The following is a 22,998-nucleotide window of genomic DNA, read 5'->3' on the forward strand; positions in this document are numbered from 1 at the left end:
GTCGTCACCCGCCGCAGGCCGAGCCAGCGAGTGACGTGATTCGGTCTGGATTCCGCCCGGCTCAGCGGGCGTCGGGCGCGGCGGTGGCCTGCCCCTCCATCTCCGCGCCGGGGAATCCGAGCGCGCCGAGGAAGTACGCCGTCCAGCGCACCCGGACCGAGACCGTCACCTGCGTCTGCGCGTCGGCGACCCGGCAGTCGGCGGGCCGTACGTCATCAGAGGAGCCGGAGGAGTAGGCGTCGATCACCTCCGTGGCCCGCGCGCACACCTCGTCCTGACCGAGCAGGCGGGCCAGCCCGGTCTGGCGCAGGTGTTCCACGTCGATCCGGTCCGCGCCCGCCCTGGCCGCCTGCTCGGCGACGTCGGCCGCCCGCAGCCTGGCGTTGATCGCCGCGCCGCCGTCCACGAGCAGCCCGGCCAGCAGGAACACCACCACCGAGAACAGCACGGTGAACACCGACATCGACCCGCGCTCGGTCAATCGACCCTCCTGAACTGCTCCAGCGGGACGACCGCGGTGCCCGTCATCAGCCTGGTCGCGCCGAAGCCCAGGAACCCCAGGTCGAGCTCGCAGGTGACCGCCGCCCTGACCTGGCCGCCCTCCTCCCACCTGGTGCCCGACAGCGAGACCCGCGGCGCGGCGCACTGCCCGTCCAGCGCCGACCGCGCGCCGTCCCCGGCGGCGGCCTGCGCGGCGTCGAGCGTGCGCTGCACGGAGGCGGCCCGCGCCGCGTCCATGGCCGCGCCGTTCACCTCGCCCTGGGCCTCGACCAGCCGCCCAGCCCCCGCCAGGAACAGCAGGAAGAGCAGGAAGACCGGGGCCAGCATCACGGTCTCGACGGCCATCGAGCCTCGGTCGGCGTTCATTGACAGTCGTCGCCTCCGTTGTCGGGGCGGAAGCACTCCACCGGCCCTCCCGACGTCGCCGTGATCATGAACGTCAGGTCGGGCAGCAGCGGGATCACCTGTACGGCGCTGCCCGTCACCGTCACCCAGCGCTCGTCGCTTCCCCTGGATACGGCTGACGCGACCGCGCCGCCGAGGATGCGGGGGCCGATGGCGCGGGCGACGTCCTCGGCCCTGGAGACGGCCTCGTCCTGCCAGTTCGCCGAGTCGAACGGGGCCGACCTGGCGACCCTCGCCCCTTCCCTGGCCGCCGCGTCGGCCACCTGCCGCCCGTGGAACCACAGCGCGACCTGCACGATGAGCAGGACCACGGCCAGGACGACCGGCATGATGAGCGCCAGCTCGACGACCGTCGCCCCGCGCTGCCGGGCCGGGTTCACTCGTTCCCGCCGCCGGAGCCGCCGCCTCCGCCGAAGCTGTTCTGGAGGTCTGTCTGCTTCTGCTCGACCAGCGTCTTGATGAGCGTCGCGAGCCCGAGTGCCACCCCCGCGATGATCGCGGTGATGATCACCCACTCGACGGCGGAGGCCCCGCGCGACGGGGCGGTGCGGGCGCGGTGGAGGCGGACTCCGAGGTACGCCGTCAGGTACACGATCCACGGATGGTTCATCAGGACCCCAACATCTTCATAGCGGCGGGAAAACTGAGAAAGATCACGAACCCGGCGCACAGCAGGAGCTGGGCGACGAGCATCGACTGCGACCGCTCCCCCGCCCGACCCTCGATCTCGGCCAGTTCGCGGCGGCGCAGGGTCGCGGCGCGGGCGGTCAGCGAGGCGCGCACCTTCGCGCCGTCGTCGGCCACGAGCCCGAGCGCCGCCGACAGGTCGCGCAGCTCGTCGACGTCGATCTCCTCGCCGAGCTGGCCGAGCGCCTGCCACGGGGTGATGCCGACGATCCTCGCCCCGCTCAGCGCCTCCCTGATGCGGGACATGGCCCAGTTCGGGGCGTCGCCGCTGACCGAGACGGCCATCATGAGCGCCTCTGGCACGCCGCGCCCGCCTGCCAGGTTCATCGCGACCAGGTCGAGGAAGGCGCCGACGACGTGCCGGAAGTCGCGCCGCTTGGCCGCCGCGTCGCGCCTGATCTGCAGGTCGGGCAGCAGGAAGAACACCAGTGACACGGCCAGCGCCGCCCAGAACGGGATGGTCAGCGAGACGCCCCACTCCATCAGGACCAGCCAGCCGGCGAACACGGGGAAGGCGAGCAGCCCCGAGGCGGCCAGCAGCGCCTTGGTGGCCAGGAACCCCTCGAACGAGCGTCCGGCCAGCGCGAGGTCGGCCCTGATCGAGCGGGCCTGCCAGCCTCTGGCGGCGTAGAGCCTGGCCAGCCGTACCCCGAGACCGCGTCTGAGCGCGCCGACCTCCTCGTCCGGCAGGACCAGCTGGAGGCGGGGGGCGTCGGTGTCCTGCCTGGCGGCGTCGAGCGCCATGAGCCGGGCGACGAGCCCGGGCCTGGCGGGGAAGAGCGCCCGCGTCAGGAGGAAGACCCCGAGCCCCAGGAGCGCTCCCGCCAGCACGCTCTCAACCATGGGCACCTCCCGCGGGCGGGTCGGGCGCGAGTAGGCGGGTCGGCTGGTCGAAGCGGGCCAGCCGCCGCATCCAGGCGAACCCGGCCCCGAACAGCCCGGCCACCACCACCAGGACGGCCTGGCCCAGCCACGGCCGGTACTCGGCCACGTAGGACGGGTTGAAGACCACCAGCGCCGCCGCGAAGCCGAGCGCGGTGAGCACGACGATCTGCACCGATCTGCGGGTGGAGCGGCGCTCCGCCTCGACGCGGCGGCGCATGTCCAGCTCTTCCCTGGCCGAGACCGCCAGCGCGCCCAGCACGTCGCGCAGCCCAGGCCCGCGCAGCTTGGCGTTGAGGATGAGGGCCGCGACGACCAGGTCCGCGGACGGGTCGGCGAGCTCGTCGGCGAACAGCCGCAGCGCGTCGGGCAGCGCCATCCTCGTGTGGAGCCGGTCGACCATGGCCCGCAGGTGCGGGCGCAGCGTCGGCGCGGCGGCGCGGATCGACGAGGGGATGGCCTGCTCCAGGCCCGCCGCACCGGCGATCGTGTCGCGCAACGACTCGGTCCACGCGGCGAGCGCTTCGAGCCGCGCCATGGCCGCCCGTTCGGCGGCCGCCCCGCCTGACAGCCCGCGCCAGGCGAAGACGAGCAGCGCGGCCCCGACCGCCATCACCGGCCACTGGGTCACGACGAGGATCAGCGTGGACAGGATCGCCGCCACCGCCGTGCGCGTGGACAGGGTGCGCAGCAGGCGGCGAGGCGCGGCGGCGGGGCGGGGGCGCATGCCGTACCAGGAAAGGAAGAGCAGGAAGAGGCCGCCGCCGACGGCGGCGCCCGTCAGCAGGGCCAGCGGGTCGAGGCCGGTCATCACCAGGCTCCAGGGAGGTAGCCGTGCGGGGTGAGCTCGTCGAGGCAGGAGACGGGCGCGTGCGGTACGGCGCAGCCGTCGGGCCCCGGCGCGAAGATCTCGCTGGACAGGACGCGCCCGTCGACGCCGTTCACCTCCCTGACGCTGGAGACGAAGCGCCGCAGCGTGCCGCCCGAGGCGTAGTCGTTGCGCTTCTCGACGAAGACGACGAAGTCGATGGCACCGGCGATGAGCATGTGGGTGGCATCGACCGGCAGCCGCTCGGCGGCCTGCAGCGCGTAGGTGGCGATGCGGTTGAAGACCTCCATGCTGGAGTTGGCATGGATGGTCGACAGGGAGCCGTCGTTGCCCTGCGTCATGGCGTTGAGCATGGTGACGATCTCGTCGCCGAGGACCTCGCCGACGATCACGCGGGACGGGTTCATCCGCAGCGACCTGCGCACCAGCTCGGCCATGGTGATCTCGCCCCGGCCCTCGGAGTTGGGCAGGCGCTGCTCGAAGGCGACGACGTTCGGGTGCAGCTCGGGGAACTGGTCGAGGCCGAGCTCCAGCGCCCGTTCGACGGTGATCAGGCGCTCGTCGGCGGGGATCTCGTTGGCCAGCGCCCGCAGCAGCGTCGTCTTGCCCGCGTTGGTCGACCCGGCGATCATGATGTTCTTGCGGGCGACGACGGCGGCGGTCAGGAAGCGGGCCAGGTTCGGGCTGGCAGTGCCGTTGCCCACCAGGTCGGACAGGAAGACCTTGCCGAGCCTGGCGCGGCGGATCGACACGGCGGGCCTGACCGTCACGTCCATGACGGCCGACAGCCGGGAGCCGTCGGGCAGGCGCAGGTCGAGCTGCGGGTTGGCGGTGTCGAACGGCCTGCTGGACAGGCCCGAGTAGGCGGCCAGGATCTGGATCAGCTCGATCAGCTCCTCGTCGGACTCGGCGACGGGCTCGTGGGCGAGCTCCTGCCCGTCGGCGTAGCCCACGAAGACGCGGTCGCAGCCGTTGATGTCGATGTTCTCGACGTCGGCGTCGTCGAGCAGCGGCTGGAGGCGGCCGACCCCGAACAGCGCGGCGTGGATCCCGGCCGCGAGCGCCTCCTCCTCTTCCAGCGTCGGAGGAGTACGGCCGGAGCCGATCTCGCCGCGCGCGAACTCCTCCAGCACCTGGGAGATCAACGCCCTGGCGAACTGCCGCTCGTCCTCGCCGGTCATCGCGGGCATGCCGTTGGCCTGGTCGAGGCGGCGCTGGTGGGCCAGGCGGTCGCCGACGTCCTGCCGGAAGCGCTTCACCAGCGAGTGGTCGAGTGTCATGGCACCCTCACCTGGGCCGACAGGCGTCCGGCGAGCTCGCGGGCCGTACGGATGAGCAGGGAGCGGTCGAGCCGCCCGCCCCATTGGCCGCGCAGCAGCTCGGCGCCCTTGGGGTCGTGCGCGAGCCCCGCCACGAACGCCGCCCGGTCGCCCACGATCCTGCGGACCTCGTCGACGGAGGCGCGGTAGGCGCGCGGATCGGCGATCACGACCACCCCGACCCGCGGCTCCCGAGGCAGGATCGAGAGGCGTTCGCGCAGGTGGGCGACGTGGTCGAGGCTGGCCCTGGTGAACAGCACGAGCAGCTCGGCCTCCGCGATCAGCTCGCTCACCTGCGGATGTGCGCCGAGCCTGCCGCAGTCGGCCAGCACGTCGGCATGCGGCAGCCCGGACAGCGCGCGGCCGAGCGGCCCCCACATCCAGGTGAGCCCCGCCGCCTGCTCGCCGTGGGTCAGGCCCGCCAGGACGTCGAGCCCGCCGATGATCTTCTGGGTGTGCTCGTGGAGCTGGCCCGGTTCGAGGCCGCGCCTGGCGGTGGCTCCGAGCGTGAGCAGGCCCCTGCCCGGGTTGAGCATCCCGCCGTCGGCGGCGGGCAGCCGGTAGGCGAGGTCGCCGCCCGCGGGATCGCATTCGGCCAGCAGGACGGCGCGGGGCCAGACGGCGCCGAGCGCGGTCGCCGCGGTGGTGACACCCGGCGCGCCCTTGTCGGCGGCCAGCACGATCAGCGCCACGTCAGCGCGCTCCCGGTAGCTCGGCGACGGCGATCTCGCCGCTGGAGGCGTAGGCGGCGATCTGCGGCGACACGGTCGCGTCGACGATCACCGTGATCAGGCCGGCCGATCCCGACCTGGTGGGCTCGCCGACGATATGGACGAGGGCGTTGGGCGCCAGCACCCTGCTCTGCGCGGTCGCCGACCGTCCTGGCACGTGGATGACCTGCACGCGGTCGCCCTCCCTCAGGCCCGCGGGCGCCTGGCCCGGCTTGAGCGCGAGCCCGACCTTGGCCTTGCCGGGGCCGAGCTCCTGGCTGGCGGTGACGGTCATCTCCTCGGTGAGGAGGGTGCCGGGCAGGAGGGTCACGCTCGCGTACGTCTCGACCACCGCCAACCGGCGCGACCATGCCACATATCCGATGCCGGTATCGGCTATCTGCACTTCTTCCAATGCATTCGGGGAGATCTTCTGCCCCGCCCCGATCTGTTCGACGACTCTGATCGCGGAAATGCGGTCGCCGCTGCGCATGACGAGCAGGGTGGTGGCCAGCGCGCCACCGAGAATGAGGAGGACGGCGAGCGCGGCGAGCGCGGGTTTCCGCTCGCGGGGCGGCACGGGGAGCTTGCGGGATGCGCTGCTGGAGAGCACGCCTGCGGGCCCCGCCGCGTTGACGGCAGGCTTTTCGCTGGTCCTCATAGGTGGGGGGCTCCCATGATGAATTTGCGGGAATTCAGGCCATTATGTGCATCTGCTGGCCTGGCGCGGGGCCCGAATGCGAGGACTAATGCTCGTTTCGCAGGTAGGAGGCTGTCAACCAGACCTGTTGATTAAAGCCGCTTGAAATATCTGCTTATTCGGTGATAGCGACCACATTCGTCTCAGAATTCACACGCAACAACCCCCCTTTCACGCCCCCCGTTGTCTCGGGCGGGCTCTGCAGAGGGGGTGCGGGTTTCGTGTGTGATCGATGCCGGTGTGGTCATCTGGGCGGCGGGGACGGGAGGCAGGCGTTAGCGTGGCGGCCGGTCCGACCCCGAGGAGACGGCACATGCGGATCATGCTCACCGTGCTCGACGAGCGCGGCGACCGTGACGTCGTGATCGAGGGCGACGATGCCACCACGGTCGCCCAGGTGGCCGTGCTCCTCGCCGAGCCGTCCGAGGAGCCGCTGGCCACGGTGGTCCGTCTGCCCAGGAGCCGCGCGCCGTACGGCCTCGGCGGCCCGCCCCGCGCCCCCCTGCAGCGCGCCGAGCCCCGCCCGCCGACGCCCCCGATGAGCGAGAACGGCTGGGCGGCGGGGTCGGGGCTGGGGTTCGAGGGGCCGACGGTGTGGCGGGACGGCAGGCCCGTCGACCCGCGGGCGCCCGCGCGAGCCGTCCTGCGTGACGGCGACACGATCACCCTGCACCCCCGGCTGGCCGGCCTCACCGTGGTCGAGGAGCCTGGCGGGGTGGCCGAGGTCAGGGTCGTGGGCGGCCCCGACGCGGGCTCCGTCCACCGCCTGGGCCTGGGCGTCCACGTGATCGGCGGCGACCTGACGTGCGCGATAGCCGTACGGGATCCCGCTCTGGCGCCGGAGGCCGCGATCGTCAGGGTCACGCCCGGGGCGATCACCGTCGAACCCCCGCCCGCCAGGCACAAGGAGCCGCCGAGGAGGAAGGCGAAGGGCAGGTACGCCGAGGAGCTCGACGAGCTGGCGCTGCGGGACACGCCCCCGATGGGCGAGCCGTCCGAGATCCTCATGGACGGCGAGCCCGTCACCGCTCCCGCCGACTGGCCCGAGCACGCCTTCCTCACCGCGGGCTGCTCGATCTTCACGCTGACCGCGATCGAGCCCGCCGACGCGCACCTGGCGCCGCAACCAGGCGGCGGACTGGCCTACAACCGTCCGCCGCGGCTGAAGCGTCCAGGCACGGCGCGCAGGTTCGAGGTGCCGCAGGAGCCCAAGCGCGCGGAGGCCATGCGGCTGCACCTGCTGGCCGCGTTCCTGCCCGCTGTGCTCGGCGTGACGATGATGCTGGTCACCGGCCAGTGGTACTACCTGCTCATCGCGCTCATGACCCCGCTCATCATGGTCGGCCAGTGGTGGAGCGACCGCCGCCACGGCCGCAAGCAGCACAAGCGCTCGACCAGGCAGTACAGGGAGGACCTCGCGCTGTTCCACGAGGAGGTCGAGCGGGCGCGCAGGAACGACCAGCTGGCCAGGAGGGCCGCGGCCCCCGACCCGGCCGAGGTGCTGCTGACCGCGACGGGCCCGCGCAGGCGGCTGTGGGAGCGCAGGATCCACGACGCCGACGCGCTCAGGCTCCGCGTCGGGCTCGCCGACCTGCCGGCCGAGCTGGAGTTCGACGGCCCCTACGAAGCTCCGGTCTGCGAGCGGGTGCCGGTGGCGCTGCCGATGCGCAGGCTCGGCGTCGCGGGCGTGACGGGCCCGCGCGAGGACGCCGCGGGCCTGGTGGCGTGGCTGCTGGCCCAGGCGGCCACCCTCCACAGCCCGCGCGACCTGGCGATCGTGGTGCTCTCGGCGAGCGGCGACGCGCGGGAGCGGTGGGGCTGGGTGCGCTGGCTGCCGCACTGCGCGCCGCGCCGCGGCGAGGACTGCGTGGCACTGGTCGGCGCCGACCCCGAGTCGGCGGCCAGGCGGGTGGCGGAGCTGACCGCGCTGATCGACGAACGGCTGAGCACCTCGATCCCCGAGTTCGGGAAGGTGCCGACCGGCTGGGACGACCTGGGCGGCCCGCAGGCGGCCGACGGGCCTCCCTCCTACGACGAGCGCCCCTACGACGTACTGGTGCTGCTCGACGGCGCGCAGGCGCTGCGCGGGCTGCCCGGCATGCCGCAGGTGCTGCGGCAGGGCCCGCGCGCGGGCGTCTACACGCTGGCCGTCGACGAGGAGCAGCGGCTGCTGCCCGAGGAGTGCGAGACCGTGGCCGCCTGCGGCCTCGACGGTCTGGTACGGCTGCGCGGCGGCGGCCTCGACGCGCTCGGCGCCGCCCTGGCCGACCGGGTGCCGCCATCGTGGTGCGAGCGCCTGGCCAGGGCGCTGGCGCCGCTCCTCGACGTCTCCCGCGACGATCCCTCGGGCAGCCTGCCGGAGTCCGCGCGCCTGCTCGACCTGCTGCACCCGCCCGTCCAGTGGAACGGTCCGAGCACGCGGGCGCTGCTCGGCGTCGGCCCCGAAGGACCGTTCACCGTCGACCTGGCCGAGGACGGCCCCCACACGCTGATCGCCGGCACCACGGGAGCGGGCAAGTCGGAGCTGCTCCAGACCCTCATCTGCGCGCTGGCCGCGCGCAACCGGCCGGACCAGCTGACGTTCGTGCTGATCGACTACAAGGGCGGGGCGGCGTTCAAGGACTGCGCCACGCTCCCGCACACGGTCGGCATGGTCAGCGACCTCGACGGCCATCTCACCCAGCGCGCGCTCACCTCGCTGGCCGCCGAGATCAGGCGCAGGGAACGGCTGCTGCTGGAGGCGGGGGCCAAGGACATCGACGAGTACGAGGGCACGCTCCCCCGGCTGGTGCTGATCATCGACGAGTTCGCCGCGCTGGTCGCCGAGCTGCCCGACTTCGTGGCGGGGCTCGTCGACATCGCCCGCAGGGGGCGCTCGCTCGGCATCCACCTGGTCCTGGCAACGCAGCGCCCGGCGGGTGTGGTGACGGCCGACATCCAGGCGAACACCTCGCTGCGGATCGCGCTCAGGGTGACCGAGGCGGCCGAGTCGGCCGACGTGATCGGCGTTCCCGACGCCGCGCACCTGTCCAAGGCGACTCCTGGCCGGTGCTACGTCAGATCGGGGGCGGGGGCGGCGGTCGCCGTACAGACGGCGAGGGTGGGCGGGCGGGCCCCCGGTGACACGCGGGCGCGGCTGCGGGCGGTGGAGGTGGGCTGGTCCGCGCTGGCCAGGCCGCTGCCGTCGCCGCCCGAGTCCCTCGACGGGCAGGCGGTCACCGATCTGGCGATCCTGGCCGACACGATCGCGGTGGCGGCGTTGAGGGCCGAGGTGCCCGAGCAGCCGAGCCCGTGGCTGCCGCCACTGCCTGCGCAGGTGGTGCTCGACCCGCCCGAAGACCTGGCGTTCGGGGTGAGCGACCTGCCGTGGGCGCAGGCGCGGCGGCCGCTGACGCTCGACCTCGAGCGGGGCGGTCACCTGCTGATCGCGGGCGCGGCGCGCAGCGGCAGGTCCACGGCGCTGCGCACGATCGCCGGCGCCATCGCCGCCGCGTGCTCTCCCGCCGACGTGCACCTGCACGCCATCGACTGCGGTTCGGGCGCGCTGCTGCCGCTGGTGGCGATGCCGCACTGCGGCGCGGTCGTCACGCGCGACCAGCTCGACCGGGTCGAACGACTGCTCACCAGGCTGCGGGAGGAGGTCGGCCGCAGGCAGCAGCTGCTGGCCGAGGCGGGGCACGCCTCACTGGCGGAGTACCGCGCGGCGGGCCACCGGCTGCCGTGGCTGGTGCTGATGCTCGACAGGTGGGAGGGCTACGTCGCCGCGTTCGAGGGCTACGACTACGGCAGGCTCACCGAGGCGCTGCTCCAACTGCTGAGGGAGGGCCCCGCAGTGGGGCTGCGCGCGGTGGTGACCGGCGACCGTTCGGCGCTGCTCGGCCAGGTGTCGACGGTGTTCGACGAGCGGCTGATCCTGCGTCTGGCCGATCCCGCCGACTACGGCCTAGCGGGGCTGCCGGTGAAGGACCTGCCCGCCTCGATGCCGCCTGGCCGTACGCTCGCGATGAAGGAGCAGGGCGTCGTGGAGAGCCAGATCGCGCTGCTCGACCCGGACCCCTCGGGTCCCGCCCAGGTGGCCGCGCTCCAGGCGCTGGCCCGCACCCGCGAGCCCGAAGGGGAGCCGCCGCTGCGCGTGGACGCGCTCCCGATGCGCGTCACCGCCAGCCAGGCCGTCGAGCTCGCTCCCGTGCCGAAGGGGCCGCTGTGGGCGCTGCTCGGGGTGGGCGGCGACGCGCTGGCCCCCGTCGGCGTCGACCTGCTGGCCCACGGACCCGGCGCCGTCGTGGCAGGGCCGCCCCGCTCCGGCCGCTCCTCGGCGTTGCTGACCGCCGCCAGATCTCTGATCGCGTACGGCACGCCGGTGGTCGCCGTCGTCCCCCGCCGCAGCCCGCTGCGCGACCTGGAGGGCGCGCTGGCGGTCGTCGACGGCACCGCCACGGACCTGCGCGAACTGCTCGACGGCCGCGAACGCTACGTCCTGGTCGTCGACGACGCCGAGCTGATCGACCCCGACTCGCCGCTCGGCCGGCTCTTGGAGGAGACGCTCCGAACCGGCAGGGACGGCGAACGCGGGCTGATCATCGCGGGCGCGACCGGCGACCTGGCGACCGCCTACCGCGGCTTCGTCGCCGAGACCCGCAAGTCACGCACGGGGCTGCTGCTGTCGGTGCAGAGCCCCGCCGACGGCGACCTGTTCACCGTACGGCTGCCGCGTGGCGCGGTCGGCGGGCCGCCCGGGCGGGGGTTGCTGGTGACGCTCGGCACCGTGACCCCCGTCCAGGCCGCTCTGCCTGACTAGACCTGCCCGACTAGGCCTGCCCGACTAGGCCTGGCCGAGCGTGGGGTTGATGGCGTTGTCGTCGGCGCCGCCCCACACGCTGTCCTCCTCGAGCAGCCAGGTGGAGCCCTCCTTCTTCTGCTCTTCCTGACCGGCGGCGGGGCTCGCGCCCATCGGCATCATCGGCATGCCCATGCCGGAGCCGTTCAGGCCCTTCGCACTGGCCTGGGTGACCGACCCGTAGCCGCCGGCCCCGCCCGCGCTCGTGCCCGTGCTTGTGCCCGTGCTTGGGCTCGTGCTTGGGCTCGTGCTCGTGCCGGAGTTCGGGCCGGTGGTGGTCGGCAGCCCGGTCCTGGGGTCGATGGACTGGTTGTTCGGCAGGTTGTCGTAGTTCGGGTTCTGGAAGCTGGCCAGGTCCGTCTGGGGCTTTTCGGGGGTGTCCAGACCGGCGGTCGTGACCCTCGGGCCGTTGACGCCCGCCCCACCCGGCGGAACGTTCGGATTCTGGGAGCCGTCGCCCGAGCCGGGGAAGTCGGGGAACTTCGGGCGGGTGCCATCGGGGAAGGTCCCGTCCGGGTATTTGCCGTCCGGGTATTTGCCGTCCGGGTACTTGCCGTCCGGGTACTTGTCTTCCGGGTACTTGTCGTCTGGGTATTTGCCGTCCGGGTACTTGCCATCCGGCCAGTTCCCCCCTCCAGAGGGTCCGCCGTTCCCTGGCCCGGCGTTGCCGGTGTACGGGTCGTAGGTAGGGGGGTTGAAGGGCGGGGTCTTGGGCCCGCCGGTGGGGATCTTGATCTCGGGAGGCGGCACGTGCTGCTGCGTGATGTCGGGCAGGTCTTCCCGCACCGTCGCCGGCAGCAGATCGTGAATGATCTTGAGCTCTTTCTGGAAGTTCTTGAGGTGCTCCTTGGCCGCGGTGTTGTCGGAGGCGAACCACATCCCCCCGTCACCCTTGGTGTTGACCCAGAGGTCCGGGATGCCATGCGTCCACGAAGGACCCTCGGACCAGGAGTAGTCCCCGCCGTAGTCACGAAACGCAGGAATCACGGTCTTGCCGAGCGATTCGAGCTGGCGTCCTATCTGGTTGCAGGAGCCCGCGAGGTTCTTCATCGTGATGTAGATCGCGCGCAGGGACTGCTGGGCCTCGGCGGACGACTTGTCCCCCCAGATCTTGGCCATCGCGAAGGCGGCGTCCTCGATCGTCTTCATGACCTGAACCAGCATGGAACCGGCGTTGAGGTAGGCCGCCCCCGCCTTCTCGATGCCCCGCGCGTCGAGCCCCTCGATGATGTTCTTGACCTTCTCCACCGGCTGGTCGCCGTGAACGTCGAAGTCGGCGCCCGGCACCCTGACGGGGTATTCCTTCGACCTGATTTCCACCATCAGATCGCCGTCCCCCCCTTGTTCGCATCGTCGATGCTCATGAGGAGGCCCTCCCCATTAATGATCTTCTCAAGTGCCGCGCGATACTTGTAGTTGATCCTCTCGTATATGCCGTTGACGTAGAGATGGGCCTGGTCGGTCGCCTCGAAGAAGTCGTCACCCGCCGGCCAGTCCCCCATGATGACCGGCTTCATGAGCTTGGCACGCCGGTACAGGTCGGGTTGCGAGCCGATCTCCATGCCTTCCAGGCGCTCCAGCCCGTAGGCCAGATCCTTCAGGATGCCAACGAGCTGGTCCTTGGACTTCAGATCGATCTCACCGGGCTTCGGGTCGAGACCAGGCCACTTGTCCTCAACGGCCACCGGTTCTCTTGGCTCTGGCATATGCCCACCTCCGTATCGTGATCTCGACCTTAGTCGAACGTGACCAAGCCGTGTGGAAGTTGGACATAAGCCTCCTATGCTGGCCTCCATGCAGACCCGGAAGGATCTCTACCAGGCTCACCGGCTGATGATGCAGCGCATGAGCATGGCCCTGCTCCAGGCAGAGCCGGACGTTCCCGAGTCGCCGATGCGCCGGCAGAACGTCGCGATGTTCTGCGGGCTGCTCATCGCGGTGCTGGTCGTCGCGGGGTTCGGGATCTGGGGTCTGATCAAGCCGGGCAACGCCACCAACCTCACCGACGCGGGACAGCTGCTGGTCGAGGAGGACACCGGCGCCGTCTTCGTCTACAGCCAGGAGCAGAGCAAGCTGCTGCCCGTCGCCAACTACGTGTCGGCGCGGCTGCTGCTCGACAGCACCGACGTCAAGGTCCGCAACGTGACCGCCGCCTCGCTGGCGCGCTACGACCGCGGCGCGATGGTCGGGATCCCCGGCCTGCCCTCCTCCCTGCCGCCCAAGGAGAAGCTGGTCAAGGGGCCGTGGTCGGCCTGCGTCATGGACAACCCGAGCCTGTCGAGCGAGCGCAAGCAGTTCGTGTCGCTGCTGGGCGGCATCGACGTCGGGGGCAGGCCGGTCGGCGGGGACGCGATGGTAGTCATGAGCGACCCGAACAGCGCCTATGTGATCATGAACAACACGAAGATGCGGGTGTACCGCGAGGGCGTCCAGGCGCTGCGGGCGGGCAGGCCCAGGAAGGTGCCGGCCTCGTGGCTGAACGCCATCCCCGACGGCCCCGACTTCCGCATGCGGGACGTCCCCGACCTGGGCAAGCGGGTGAAGGGGCCGGACGGCAGGAAAGCGCGGGTGGGCCAGATCTTCACCACCCCTGGCATCGCCGGCACCCCTGACAGCTGGTACGTCCTGTACCCCGACGGCCTGGCGCCCATCACCCCGACCCAGGCGATCCTGTCGCTCGGCGACCCGCGGATCAAAACGGCCTATGGCAACGGCACGTCCAAGCCGCTCACGATCGACGCCGCCACGGCCGCCGCCAACCAGTCGGACATGCAGCCCAGGCCGTACGGCGGCGGCCTGCCCAACACGCTGCCCAAGGTCATCACGGTGCCGGGATCGACGCCGCTGTGCGCGGTCTACTCGGACACCGCCAAGGGGTCGGCCAAGGCGACGCTGACGGTCGGCAGCACGATCACCATCCAGCCGCCTTCGGCGACGGGCAGCGACCAGTACTTCGACCAGGTGATCCTGCCGGCGGGCGGGGCCGCGCTGGCGGGCCTGCTGCCGGGCGAGGGCCAGCTGAAGTCCATCAACACCTACGAGCTCATCACCGACCAGGGCCGCAGGTTCCCGCTGCAGTCGGGCGAGCAGATCGGCAAGCTGGGCTTCGACGCCGCCGACGTGACGCCGGTGCCCACCCATCTGCTCCACGCCATCCAGCCGGGGCCCACGCTCGATCCGGTCAAGGCGCGGAACCCTCTTGCCGTCGGCCAGTAGCCGCAGGGCGGTGCTGGCCGCCCTGCTCATGGCCGCGACCGGCTGCGGACGGGCGCGCAGGACGGCTCCGCTGGTGATCGCCACGGGCCAGCGCGGCGGCGTCTACTTCGATTACGGCGAGGGCCTGGCCGCGGCGGTCTCCGCGGAGGATCCCGGCCTGCGCCCGAGGGTGATCGCCACGGGCGCGTCGCTGGACAACCTCAGGCTCGTCGCGGACGGCGGGGCCGATGTGGCGTTCACGCTGGCCGACTCGGCCGCCCTGGCCGTCGCGGGTCAGGCGCCCTTCCTCGAACCGCAACCGGTGCGGGCGCTGGCCAGGCTCTACGACAACTACGTCCACCTGGTCGTACGCGCCGGCTCCGGCATCGTCATGCTCGACGACCTGCGGGGCAAGCGGGTCTCCTGCGGGGCCGCGGGGTCGGGCACCGAGATCATCGCCAGGCGGTTGCTGGCCTTGGCCAGGCGCGGACCCGCCGCCGTCGAACGGCTCGACCTGGCCGGGTCGGCGGCGGCGCTGTCGGCGGGGTCGATCGACGCCTTCTTCTTCTCCGGCGGGCTGCCCACGCAGACGATCAGCGAGCTGGCCGCGCGACGCCTGATCCGCCTGGTCGACCTACGCGACCACGCCGAGCCGATGCGGCGCAGGCACGGCGAGTTCTACAGCCCGCGCACCATCCCCGCCTCCGCGTACGGCCTGCCCGCGTGCGGTTCGATCGGCGTGCCCGACTACCTCGTCGTACGGCAGGACATGGCCGAGGACCTCGCCTACGAGCTGACCGGCCTGCTGTTCAGCGACAGGGACGCGCTGGAGCGCGCGCACCCCGAGGCGCGCAGGCTCAACGTCAGGTCCGCCTTCGCCACCCATCCCGTGCCGCTGCACCAGGGGGCGATCCGGTACTACAGGGAAAGCCGATCCTGACGTCGAGGCCCGTGGGCTCGCGGCCCAGCAGGTCGATGGTGCCGCCCGAGGCGGCCACCAGCACGGCCACGATCGACAGGCCGAGGCCGGTGCCGTCGACGTTCTGGTGCCTGGGCGAGCGCCAGAAGCGTTCCGTGGCCCGCGCGAGCTCCTCCTCCGGCAGGCCCGGCCCGTCGTCCATCACGTGGATCACGCCCAGCTCCTCGACCTGCTCCAGGTGGACGGTGACCGTACCGGCGCCGAACTTCAGCGCGTTGTCGATCAGCGCGTCGAGGATCTGGTCCATCGCATCGGGCAGCGCCAGCACCGGCGCGTCCAGCCCGCCCGTACGGCGCAGCGCCGCGCCCTGCCCCTGCCAGGCCGCCACCCGCCCGTCCACGACGTCCTCGGCGTCGACCTCGACGCGTCCGGGGTCGTCGTGCCGCTCGGCCGTGGCCAGCGCCAGCAGGCCCTCCAGGATGCGGGCGAGTCTGTCGGTCTCCTCCACGGTGAGCGCGTGCTCGCGCCGCCCGCTCTCGTCCAGGTGGTCGGCCAGGTTCTCCACCCGCAGCCGCAGCACGCCCAGCGGGGTGCGCAGCTGGTGGCTGGCGTCGGAGACGAAGGCCCGCTGGCGTTCGAGCAGGTCGGTGACGGTGTCGGCCATGTGGTTGAACGAGCGGGCCAGCCGTCTGAGCTCGGGCGGACCCTCCCTCGTCGCGGCCCTGGCGTCGAGCCTGCCGCTGGTGATGTCGTGGGTGACGGCGTCGAGTTCGAGCACCGGGCGGAGCGTCCACCGGGCCAGCCATCTGGCCGCCAGCCAGGTCAGCACCATGGCGAGCAGATAGCCGGCGAACAGCACCGCCCAGTTGCGCGCGATCCTCATGCGCAGCGGGCCCGTCGGCGCGATCGTCAGGGCGGCGCCCACTACCTCGCCCTCCTGGATCACCGGCACCGCGACGATCAGGTCGGCGGACTGCCACGGCCAGATCGTCTCGGGCTGCGACTGGTCGGCCGACAGCGCCCGCTCGATCGGCCGGCTCGCGGCGCGCAGCGACAGCGTGGGCGGGGCGACCGCGACGATCTTCCCCTCTCCGTCGATTACGGCGGCGCCGATGCCGAACAGCTCGTGGTAGCGGACCAGTTCGGCGCGCAACCGCAGGTTCTTGGCCGGGCCGAGCGCCGGGTCCGCCTGCGAGGCGAAGCGCTGGGTGTCGCCCTGCTGCGCGATGAACGACTCGTGCGTCTCGCGCACGGCGAGGTTGACCGACAGCGGCACCATGAGCGTGAGTAAAGACAGCGCGAGCAGCGACATGTAGCTGATCAGCAGGCGGCGGCGCATGTCAGGGCGTTCGCATGCGGTAGCCCATGCCGCGGACGGTCTCGATCAGGCCGGGGTCGCCGAGCTTGGCGCGCAGGCTGGCGACGTGCACCTCCAGCGTGCGCGCCCCGCCCTGCCAGGTGGTCTGCCAGACCTCGGCCAGCAGGCCGTCTCGGCCGATCACCGCTCCCTCGGCCCTGACCAGGGCGTTCAGCAGGTCGAACTCCTTGCGCGTGAGACGGACCTCGGCGCCGTCCAGCCTGACCGAGCGGCCGACCTCGTCCACGTCGAGCGGGCCGTACGAGCGGGTGCCTCGCGCGGAGTGGCGGTGGCTGCGCACCCTGCGCATGACGGCCTCCATGCGCGCCTCCAGTTCGGCGACGCCGAACGGCTTGACGAGGTAGTCGTCGGCTCCCGCGCGCAGGCCGCGTACCCGCTGCGCCTCCTCGCCTCTCGCGGTCACCACGATGATCCCGATCTGGGAGTCGGCGCGCAGGCGGCGCAGGAGGTCGACGCCGTCCAGGTCGGGCAGGCCGAGGTCGAGCAGGACGAGCTCGGCCCGCGCCGCGCAGTCGGGTACGGCCTGCGCCTCGGCCGCCGACCTGGCGCGCTCGACGTGGTGTCCGTGCCGCCGTAACGCGGTCGCCAAGGCGTCGGCGAACCTGTCGTCGTCCTCGACGAGCAGGATCCGCATGCTCAACAACTCCTCAAATTTGACAGCAAATATTTCACCACTGTTAACCCGAGTTCCTATCCTCCCCCCTAAAGCGGATAAGGAGTGATGGTGGGGCAGGATTCGCAAGGGTTCGGCTACGTCCCGGACTCGCTCCGCAAGGCCATGCGGGCCTGCGCCGACCAGGTGGACGACGTGGCCACCATGCGGCACGCCTTCGCCCCCGCGGCGCTGACCCGCCGCGACTTCGGGCTCGCCCCGGGCGCCGAGGAGGTGGCGAACGCCTACTGCGGCGACCCCGGACGCTACGAGAGCGTCGTCACCTACCTCAACGACCTCCAGCAGGCGCTGAACTACATCGCCGTCGCGCTCGACACGTCCGAGACCGTCTACGCGAAGGCGGAGCCCAGGTGACGAGAGAAGCCAGCATCAACCCGGCGACGTGGAACTGGAATCCCGCCTCGTGGGGCTGGGACTTCGACCCCGGCACGGTGCTCAACCCCGGCCCGCTGTTCAGCACGCTCTCCTCCATGTGGCACGCGCTGCCGCTGATGTTCAGCGACAGCATCGAACTCCGTCTCATGGGCGCCGCCGCCGCGCACCGCAAGCTCGACAGCGACCTGGACAAGCTGCACCAGGCGATCGACCCGGCCGTGCTCAAGATCGTCGAGGGGTGGCAGGGCGGGGCCGCCGAACAGTTCAGAATCGCGTGGGGCAAGGTGGTCGACCCGAAGGCCCGCGCCGCCCTCCGGCAGAGCTGCGTCGGTGTCGCCGAGGTCCTCGAGGCCGTCCTCAACGCCACGAACATGACCAAGCAGGCCATCATCGAACTGGTCAGGACGGCCGTGCTGTGGGCCGCGCTGTTCTTCGCGTTACGGTTCGCCGCCTCCATCTGGGCCGCCTATCTCGCCTACCTCAAGACCACCAGGCTCGTCATGGCCGCGCTGGCGTTGCTCCAGCGGCTCGCGGCCCTGTTCAGGACGGCAGGGACGCTCCTGGCGAGGCTGCCGCTCGCCGGCCGCCTCACGGTCGTGCCGAAGATCGGCAACGTGCTCAAGACGGCCGCCCTGCGGCCCTTCGACATCACGACCATGACCAAGCTGGCCTCGGCGAGCTTCAAGTCCTATGCCAAGACCTCCGCCTGGGTCTACGGAGGCGTCATCGGCACCCAGATGGCCGCGCAGGGGATGAAGGGCGAGAGCATCTTCAACCTCAACCCCATGACGTTCGCGCAGGCGGGCCGGATCACCACCGCCGCCACGCTGGCGGGCGTCTTCCTGCCCCTCGCGGGGCCGTTCAGCAAGGGCCTGCTCCAGGGCGGCTCCGCCGCCTCGTGGGCGGCCACCCTCACCAAGAGCGGTACGGCGGTCGCCGAGTCGGGCATGGCCTTCGGCGGCTTCGTCGCGGCCCGCAACTTCGTCACCTCGAAGCTGCCGTGGCTGGCCAAGCTCGGGCCTGACGCGCAGAAGCAGGCGCTCGGCTTCGCGCCGACGGCCGCGTTCAGGGTGTGGCGCCCGCTGCAGACGTCCGAGGTGCCCGAGCAGCTGCCGGCGTGGGACCGTCCGGCCGTGGAGCAGTGGTCGGTGAACGAGGGCTCGCTGTGGGAGGTCGCCGACAAGGTGTGGGGCGACGGGTCGAGGTGGCGGGAGATCTACGACGCCAACCGCGACCTGATCGGCCCCGACCCCAAGGTCCTCAGGGTCGGCCAGGTCCTCACCATCCCCGGCTAGGTCGCCACACCGGGGAAGGAATCGGGAAGATCCATCCCACCGGGCATGCCCTTGGTGTCCGGCATCTTCGGCGTGAAGCGGCCCGAGTTCTTGTCGTACTGGAGGCCGAGGCCGTCGAAGGCCGGCATCGCCTTCATGTCCTGGAACTTGGCCGCCTGCTGCTGGCTGAGCATCGTGACGCCCATGTAGATGCCGCTGATCGCGAAGCCGGCGATCATCAGCTTCTTGAGCGACATGGTGGAGGCTCGGCCGATCTGCGGGCCGACGGTGCTCGCGGCGATTTCTCCGGTCGCCCCGCCCGCCGGTCCGGCCAACCACGCGCTCTTCATGAGAATGGCGAGAGCGAGCATCGCCTGACTGACGGCCACGGCCAGGTAGGACCCGGCTTCGACCAACCCCTTGGGTGCGCCGGCCGCATCGCCCATGGCGTTGCGGTGCTCGCCCATCTTCTCGCACTCCGCGACGAACTTGTTGAGATGCTCCTCGAAGAGGTCCTTGTTCTCCCCCTCGTACTCAACACGTTCGTTCAGGTTTCGCTTGAGCTCGGTCAGCGACTCGCGCAGGGCGGCGATCTCCGTTGTCAGACCGCCCTTGTCGTCCGTCTGCCAGGACTGCTTGCACGCGTCCATGTCCTCCGTGTCGCCGGCGCATGCCGCGAATGCCAGCGGGACCGCACCTGCCCACAAGCGCCTGATCCAGATGGCGCAGAGGGTCTGGACAATGATCGCTCCGACGTACCGCTCCAGCGTAGGTCCCATGGTCACGCCTCGTGGGTCAGTGTCGGCGGAGCGATGCCGTCAGGATCCATCCAGACGCTCTCGTCCTCGCGCAGCTCGTAGGTGTCCTTGTCCCGCTCCTTGTCCTCCGTCTGACCGCCGCCGCCCATCGGCGGCATCATCGGCATCATCGGCATGCCGTTCGCGCCGTTGACGCCGCGCGCGCTCAGACCCGCGGCTGTCGCGCCACCGAGCCCCGGCCCTGTTCCCATGCCGGTGCCGGTACCCGTGCCGGTGCCCGCCCTGCCGTACGTGCTGGGGTCGCCCGTGTAGGTGGTTGGTATCTCCGGGGTGCGCACGTTCGGCGTCTGCAGGTTCGGTGTCTGCAGGTTCGAGGGGTCGTAGTTCGCCAGGCCCGTCGATCCGGGGTCGGGGGTGTTCAGCTCGGGAGTCTTGAGATCCGCGGTGTTGAGGTTGGGGGTCCTCAGGCTGGGATTGTCGAGGCTCGGGCTGTTGAGGTTTGGATTCTTGAAGTCAGGAGGCCGGTAGTCGGGGTTGTTCGGATCCGGGTACTTGAGATCGGGGTACTTGAGATCAGGGTTGGGCCGATTGGGATTCTTGAGGTGCGAATCGTCGAATTCCGGCATCTTCGGCCCCTGGAGATCCTGCCGATCGAGCCCAGACGTGTTGAGGCCGGAGCCGGTCAGATCGGTGTTGGGCAAGGACGGGCCGCCGCCCAGACCGCCCAGATTGCCCAGGCCGCCCAGACCGCCCAGGTTGCTGAGCCCCGTGGGAACGATCCCACCGGGCGGCTTGTACTCGCTGCCTTCCTCTGCCTTGCGATAGTTGTCATGTGCCGCGATCGCCGCGGACCGGAATGACTTGAGCACCTCTCCGGCCACCTTGCCGGTCTCGACGTCCTGGTCGCGGGTCTGGTCGTGGGCCTTGCCCACGTCCCTGATGGCCAGGGGGTAGTAGACGCTGATGCCGCCCGTCCGACTGGCGAGCTTTTCCGTGGTCTCCGCGTCGGTCTCAAGGCTGCTCGTCGTCGGATTGAGCTGGTCATTGACGAATCGGAAGCCTGAGGAGGGCGGGAGGTTCGCGGTCGACATGTTCGGAATGCCGGCCAAGGGATTGGTCGAACCCCCGTAAAGGGCGTTGGTCGTCCCGTCGGTCTGCGTCTGCGCCCCGGACTGGGGGGTGGTCACTCCGTCGGTCTGGGCCCCCGTGTTGGAGGGACCCGTGTTGGAGGGATCTGTCACTCCTCAGCCCTCCTGCCGATGCAATCCGTGGTCACCTCGTGCACCGAACTCCACGGGCCGCGGTCCTCTCGCAGGTTCGTCGAGCACGTGTTCTCCTCGTTCTCAGCGCCGCCGATGGGGCCGCCGAGGGTGCCCATCGGCAGGTACGGCGCGCCCGCGCCGAACCCGCCACGGGCGGCCGCCGAGGTCAGCCCGCCGGGGCCGCCGAGGGTGCCGCCGCCGATCACCGAGGGAACGCCCGGCGAACCGTTCGACGGCCCGACGAACGTGTTGGGCAGCCCCGGCGTGGTGATCGTCGGCGTCGTGGTCGTCGGGATCTGCCATGACGGCGTCGAGGTCGTCGGCATCGTGGTGGGCGTGGTGGTGGTCTGGGTCGGCTGGTACGACGCCGTCTCAGTCTGACGGGAACCGTCCTGTCCGATCACCGGTGGCGCGGTGCCGTCACCTCTGCCGTCGCCCGTGCCGTTGCCGGGACTCGCGCCAGGGCTCCCGGTCCCGCTCCCGTTGCCGCCCGGCGGGTTCGGGTCGGTTCCTGGTGGGGTGTCCGTACCCGGATTCGTCCCCGGAGGCTGAGGAGAAGGAGAGGGCCCGTCGCCGCCGGGGCGCGTCGGGTCCGTACCGCCCGAGCCGGGTCGCGAGCCGGGGTCCGACCCCGGGCTCTGTCCCGCCCCGCCGCCGCCCGGCCCACCGGCACCCCCGCCAGGCGCGTCGTCGCCGGTGTAGAAGGTGGGCATGCCGGGCGAACCGCCCCTGAAGGAGGACTGGCGACGCGCCGAGGCTGAGTGGCTGGTCTGCTGGTAGTCGCCGTCACTGGGCGGGGACGGGATTTCCAGATCGTAGGAGACGTCGGTCGGCAGCAGGCTGTAGAGACCGGCGATCTGCAGGTTGAGATCCTCGAGGACCTTCCGCGCTCGCTGGTTCTGCAGTTCCTTGAAGACTGCCGTGTTGGAGTCCTCGCCGAGGGTGAGGGGTGGCCGGGCGGGCGTGGTGCTGGACGAGGTCGTCGGCGTGGTGTCGGTCGTAGGGATCTGGTACGGCGAGAGCAAGGAGCCCGTGTTGATGGCCTCCGCCTTCTTGACGGCGTCAGGAAGGTGCGTCGCGCCGTAGGCGTTCAGCTGGGTCGACACCTGCTTCATCTTGGTGGCCAGCTCGTCGCCCGTGCTGTCGAGCTTCTGCAACCCCGCCTGGAAGAGCGCGGCGGTGGGACCGCCCCAGAACTCGCTCAGCGCCTTGGCCGCCGAGAGCAGCGAATCCCTTGCCTGGCCGACCAACGAGGCCGCGTTGGCGTAGGAGGCGGCGGCGTTCACGACGGCGGCGGCGTCGGTGTCGTTCAGCCACCTCTTGATCTGCTCGGCGGACGCGCCCCCCGCGCTGATGGCGAGAGTTTCGCACTTGTCGGCTGATTTGATCTGATAGGTGTTCGACTCGCTGGCCACACTGACCTTCCAAATGCGCGCGGGCGTCAGCCGCCGTTGAAGATGTTGGTCTTCTCGTACTCTGTCGCGTGATCCTCGAGAGCCTGCACGACCTTCTCGAACGTCGAGACGAACTTCGCGTAGACGATCTCGAAGCCACGGGAATTGCCTTCGAGGCTGATCACGCCACCGGGGTCGGGGTCGGTCGAGCCGGCCGCGTGGGCGAACGTGGCCGCCGCGGGCCAGCTGCCGATCTCGTTGTGGCTGATCCTGGTGTGCTGGTTGACGCTCGAGAGCGCACCGGTCGTGACCCTTTCACCGGGGTACGCCGGGCCGGTCGTGCCCCCGCCGTTCATGGCGGTGAGAACGCCGCGCATCTCCTTGGCGACCGCGCGCATCTTGCTGACGCTGAAGTCCACGGTGTTCTCGTCACCGTGGAGCCCCGGCCACCCACCGTCAGGTCCTGCCATGATGCCCTTCCGTCCTCATGACGACGACAAATCCGGCCACCACGCGAAGCGGTGACCGGTAAGCCGACCTACCCTCAGGACTGCCACGCGTTCACGTTGGCCCGCTCGGCGATCTGGTAGTTCTCGTTGGCGACGCGGACATGCTGCTTGGCAGCCTCCAGCTCCGCCCTCATCTGCGCGGCCTGGCCCATCCACTTGACCTTCTTCTCCTCGAAGAAGGTCTTCGCGCCACCGCCCCAGGCGTCCTCGTCGCCGGCCTGGTCCTGGCCGTCCCCGGTCCCCAGGATCAGCTGGAGGTCCTTCAGGAGGTCGCCGATTCTGGTCTCGAACCTCCTGACGATCGCGTCCAGGTCGCCGACCGTGAGGTCCATCTGCTGGAAGTTGACCGATACACGGTCGCTGTAGTGCTGCGGAGCAACAGCCATGCTGA

Annotated in this window: 23 protein-coding genes; 5 read left to right on the plus strand and 18 right to left on the minus strand. The window is 71.1% G+C overall.

Annotation, left to right across the window (positions count from 1 at the left end):
* Window positions 1-61: 61 nt before the first annotated feature.
* The 9 genes from ACFXJ8_RS00765 to ACFXJ8_RS00805 are packed head-to-tail and all read right to left on the minus strand — an operon-like array spanning window position 62 to window position 5,994.
* Entirely contained in the window at window positions 62-481 is a 420-nt protein-coding gene (locus ACFXJ8_RS00765; RefSeq protein ID WP_379641693.1) for a pilus assembly protein TadG-related protein, read from the minus strand.
* Window positions 478-867 carry a TadE/TadG family type IV pilus assembly protein gene (locus ACFXJ8_RS00770; RefSeq protein WP_379641694.1) on the minus strand — a complete coding sequence of 130 codons (390 nt, stop codon included), beginning with the start codon at window positions 865-867 and terminating at the stop codon, window positions 478-480. The genes ACFXJ8_RS00765 and ACFXJ8_RS00770 overlap by 4 nt, the downstream gene beginning before the upstream one ends.
* Entirely contained in the window at window positions 864-1,286 is a 423-nt protein-coding gene (locus ACFXJ8_RS00775; protein ID WP_379641695.1) for a TadE/TadG family type IV pilus assembly protein, read from the minus strand. Before ACFXJ8_RS00775 ends, ACFXJ8_RS00770 begins: the two co-directional genes overlap by 4 nt.
* A complete protein-coding gene (locus ACFXJ8_RS00780; RefSeq protein ID WP_379641696.1) occupies window positions 1,283-1,516 on the minus strand; it encodes a hypothetical protein in 234 nt (77 codons plus the stop codon). The genes ACFXJ8_RS00775 and ACFXJ8_RS00780 overlap by 4 nt, the downstream gene beginning before the upstream one ends.
* Entirely contained in the window at window positions 1,516-2,436 is a 921-nt protein-coding gene (locus ACFXJ8_RS00785; RefSeq protein ID WP_379641697.1) for a type II secretion system F family protein, read from the minus strand. The genes ACFXJ8_RS00780 and ACFXJ8_RS00785 overlap by 1 nt, the downstream gene beginning before the upstream one ends.
* On the minus strand, window positions 2,429-3,286 hold the full coding sequence (locus ACFXJ8_RS00790; RefSeq protein ID WP_379641698.1) for a type II secretion system F family protein: 858 nt from the start codon (window positions 3,284-3,286) through the stop codon (window positions 2,429-2,431). The genes ACFXJ8_RS00785 and ACFXJ8_RS00790 overlap by 8 nt, the downstream gene beginning before the upstream one ends.
* Window positions 3,286-4,584, minus strand: a complete 1,299-nt coding sequence (locus ACFXJ8_RS00795) for a CpaF family protein (protein WP_379641699.1) — start codon at window positions 4,582-4,584, stop codon at window positions 3,286-3,288. Before ACFXJ8_RS00795 ends, ACFXJ8_RS00790 begins: the two co-directional genes overlap by 1 nt.
* Window positions 4,581-5,315 carry a hypothetical protein gene (locus ACFXJ8_RS00800; RefSeq protein ID WP_379641700.1) on the minus strand — a complete coding sequence of 245 codons (735 nt, stop codon included), beginning with the start codon at window positions 5,313-5,315 and terminating at the stop codon, window positions 4,581-4,583. Before ACFXJ8_RS00800 ends, ACFXJ8_RS00795 begins: the two co-directional genes overlap by 4 nt.
* A 1-nt stretch (window position 5,316) precedes the next feature.
* A complete protein-coding gene (locus ACFXJ8_RS00805) occupies window positions 5,317-5,994 on the minus strand; it encodes a hypothetical protein (protein ID WP_379641701.1) in 678 nt (225 codons plus the stop codon).
* A 352-nt stretch (window positions 5,995-6,346) separates the two neighbouring features.
* Here ACFXJ8_RS00805 and ACFXJ8_RS00810 point away from each other — a divergent pair, with 352 nt between their 5' ends.
* The gene (locus tag ACFXJ8_RS00810) at window positions 6,347-10,831 is read left to right on the plus strand and encodes an FtsK/SpoIIIE domain-containing protein (protein WP_379641702.1); all 4,485 of its coding nucleotides are present in this window, start codon (window positions 6,347-6,349) and stop codon (window positions 10,829-10,831) included.
* 24 nt (window positions 10,832-10,855) lie between these two features.
* Here the strand turns inward: ACFXJ8_RS00810 and ACFXJ8_RS00815 are convergent, their stop codons facing one another.
* Together ACFXJ8_RS00815 and ACFXJ8_RS00820 are read right to left on the minus strand one after the other, a co-directional pair.
* Window positions 10,856-12,193 (minus strand): hypothetical protein, encoded by a 1,338-nt coding sequence (locus ACFXJ8_RS00815; RefSeq protein WP_379641703.1) that lies wholly within the window; start codon window positions 12,191-12,193, stop codon window positions 10,856-10,858.
* On the minus strand, window positions 12,193-12,555 hold the full coding sequence (locus ACFXJ8_RS00820) for a hypothetical protein (RefSeq protein WP_379641704.1): 363 nt from the start codon (window positions 12,553-12,555) through the stop codon (window positions 12,193-12,195). The genes ACFXJ8_RS00815 and ACFXJ8_RS00820 overlap by 1 nt, the downstream gene beginning before the upstream one ends.
* A gap of 109 nt (window positions 12,556-12,664) precedes the next feature.
* On the opposite strand from ACFXJ8_RS00820, the gene eccB reads away from it, so the two are divergent.
* Together eccB and ACFXJ8_RS00830 are read left to right on the plus strand one after the other, a co-directional pair.
* On the plus strand, window positions 12,665-14,086 hold the full coding sequence (gene eccB / locus ACFXJ8_RS00825; RefSeq protein ID WP_379641705.1) for a type VII secretion protein EccB: 1,422 nt from the start codon (window positions 12,665-12,667) through the stop codon (window positions 14,084-14,086).
* Window positions 14,070-15,005, plus strand: coding sequence for a TAXI family TRAP transporter solute-binding subunit (locus tag ACFXJ8_RS00830; protein ID WP_379641706.1), 936 nt, complete (start codon window positions 14,070-14,072; stop codon window positions 15,003-15,005). Before eccB ends, ACFXJ8_RS00830 begins: the two co-directional genes overlap by 17 nt.
* Here the strand turns inward: ACFXJ8_RS00830 and ACFXJ8_RS00835 are convergent.
* Window positions 14,929-16,323, minus strand: a complete 1,395-nt coding sequence (locus tag ACFXJ8_RS00835) for a sensor histidine kinase (RefSeq protein WP_379641707.1) — start codon at window positions 16,321-16,323, stop codon at window positions 14,929-14,931. The genes ACFXJ8_RS00830 and ACFXJ8_RS00835 overlap by 77 nt on opposite strands.
* Before the next feature lies 1 nt (window position 16,324).
* A complete protein-coding gene (locus tag ACFXJ8_RS00840) occupies window positions 16,325-16,996 on the minus strand; it encodes a response regulator transcription factor (protein WP_379641708.1) in 672 nt (223 codons plus the stop codon).
* An 87-nt stretch (window positions 16,997-17,083) separates the two neighbouring features.
* On the opposite strand from ACFXJ8_RS00840, the gene ACFXJ8_RS00845 reads away from it, so the two are divergent.
* The gene (locus tag ACFXJ8_RS00845; protein ID WP_379641709.1) at window positions 17,084-17,389 is read left to right on the plus strand and encodes a hypothetical protein; all 306 of its coding nucleotides are present in this window, start codon (window positions 17,084-17,086) and stop codon (window positions 17,387-17,389) included.
* Window positions 17,386-18,705 carry a LysM peptidoglycan-binding domain-containing protein gene (locus ACFXJ8_RS00850; RefSeq protein ID WP_379641710.1) on the plus strand — a complete coding sequence of 440 codons (1,320 nt, stop codon included), beginning with the start codon at window positions 17,386-17,388 and terminating at the stop codon, window positions 18,703-18,705. Before ACFXJ8_RS00845 ends, ACFXJ8_RS00850 begins: the two co-directional genes overlap by 4 nt.
* Here the strand turns inward: ACFXJ8_RS00850 and ACFXJ8_RS00855 are convergent.
* The 5 genes from ACFXJ8_RS00855 to ACFXJ8_RS00875 all read right to left on the minus strand — a co-directional run bounded on the left by ACFXJ8_RS00855 (window position 18,702) and on the right by ACFXJ8_RS00875 (window position 22,993).
* Complete coding sequence (locus tag ACFXJ8_RS00855; RefSeq protein ID WP_379641711.1) at window positions 18,702-19,463, minus strand: hypothetical protein; 762 nt, start codon at window positions 19,461-19,463, stop codon at window positions 18,702-18,704. The two genes, ACFXJ8_RS00850 and ACFXJ8_RS00855, sit on opposite strands and share 4 nt — an antisense overlap.
* A 2-nt stretch (window positions 19,464-19,465) precedes the next feature.
* Complete coding sequence (locus ACFXJ8_RS00860) at window positions 19,466-20,629, minus strand: hypothetical protein (protein ID WP_379641712.1); 1,164 nt, start codon at window positions 20,627-20,629, stop codon at window positions 19,466-19,468.
* 50 nt (window positions 20,630-20,679) lie between these two features.
* Entirely contained in the window at window positions 20,680-22,119 is a 1,440-nt protein-coding gene (locus ACFXJ8_RS00865) for a WXG100 family type VII secretion target (RefSeq protein WP_379641713.1), read from the minus strand.
* Between the two features lie 26 nt (window positions 22,120-22,145).
* Window positions 22,146-22,568 carry a hypothetical protein gene (locus ACFXJ8_RS00870; RefSeq protein WP_379641714.1) on the minus strand — a complete coding sequence of 141 codons (423 nt, stop codon included), beginning with the start codon at window positions 22,566-22,568 and terminating at the stop codon, window positions 22,146-22,148.
* 74 nt (window positions 22,569-22,642) lie between these two features.
* The gene (locus ACFXJ8_RS00875) at window positions 22,643-22,993 is read right to left on the minus strand and encodes a WXG100 family type VII secretion target (RefSeq protein ID WP_379641715.1); all 351 of its coding nucleotides are present in this window, start codon (window positions 22,991-22,993) and stop codon (window positions 22,643-22,645) included.
* Window positions 22,994-22,998 lie beyond the last annotated feature (5 nt).

It is taken from the genome of Nonomuraea sp. NPDC059194, from assembly GCF_042754765.1.
Taxonomy (GTDB): Bacteria; Actinomycetota; Actinomycetes; order Streptosporangiales; family Streptosporangiaceae; genus Nonomuraea.

Bases quoted from the DNA above. Each gene is read 5' to 3' on its own strand.
- ACFXJ8_RS00790 (WP_379641698.1), bottom strand. From the start codon at position 3,286: ATGACCGGCCTCGACCCGCTGGCCCTGCTGACGGGCGCCGCCGTCGGC.
- ACFXJ8_RS00835 (WP_379641707.1), bottom strand. From the start codon at position 16,323: ATGCGCCGCCGCCTGCTGATCAGCTACATGTCGCTGCTCGCGCTGTCT.
- ACFXJ8_RS00815 (WP_379641703.1), bottom strand. From the start codon at position 12,193: ATGGTGGAAATCAGGTCGAAGGAATACCCCGTCAGGGTGCCGGGCGCC.
- eccB (WP_379641705.1), top strand. From the start codon at position 12,665: ATGCAGACCCGGAAGGATCTCTACCAGGCTCACCGGCTGATGATGCAG.
- ACFXJ8_RS00840 (WP_379641708.1), bottom strand. From the start codon at position 16,996: ATGCGGATCCTGCTCGTCGAGGACGACGACAGGTTCGCCGACGCCTTG.
- ACFXJ8_RS00855 (WP_379641711.1), bottom strand. From the start codon at position 19,463: ATGGGACCTACGCTGGAGCGGTACGTCGGAGCGATCATTGTCCAGACC.
- ACFXJ8_RS00845 (WP_379641709.1), top strand. From the start codon at position 17,084: ATGGTGGGGCAGGATTCGCAAGGGTTCGGCTACGTCCCGGACTCGCTC.
- ACFXJ8_RS00780 (WP_379641696.1), bottom strand. From the start codon at position 1,516: ATGAACCATCCGTGGATCGTGTACCTGACGGCGTACCTCGGAGTCCGC.
- ACFXJ8_RS00770 (WP_379641694.1), bottom strand. From the start codon at position 867: ATGAACGCCGACCGAGGCTCGATGGCCGTCGAGACCGTGATGCTGGCC.
- ACFXJ8_RS00795 (WP_379641699.1), bottom strand. From the start codon at position 4,584: ATGACACTCGACCACTCGCTGGTGAAGCGCTTCCGGCAGGACGTCGGC.
- ACFXJ8_RS00785 (WP_379641697.1), bottom strand. From the start codon at position 2,436: ATGGTTGAGAGCGTGCTGGCGGGAGCGCTCCTGGGGCTCGGGGTCTTC.
- ACFXJ8_RS00870 (WP_379641714.1), bottom strand. From the start codon at position 22,568: ATGGCAGGACCTGACGGTGGGTGGCCGGGGCTCCACGGTGACGAGAAC.
- ACFXJ8_RS00810 (WP_379641702.1), top strand. From the start codon at position 6,347: ATGCGGATCATGCTCACCGTGCTCGACGAGCGCGGCGACCGTGACGTC.
- ACFXJ8_RS00875 (WP_379641715.1), bottom strand. From the start codon at position 22,993: ATGGCTGTTGCTCCGCAGCACTACAGCGACCGTGTATCGGTCAACTTC.
- ACFXJ8_RS00805 (WP_379641701.1), bottom strand. From the start codon at position 5,994: ATGAGGACCAGCGAAAAGCCTGCCGTCAACGCGGCGGGGCCCGCAGGC.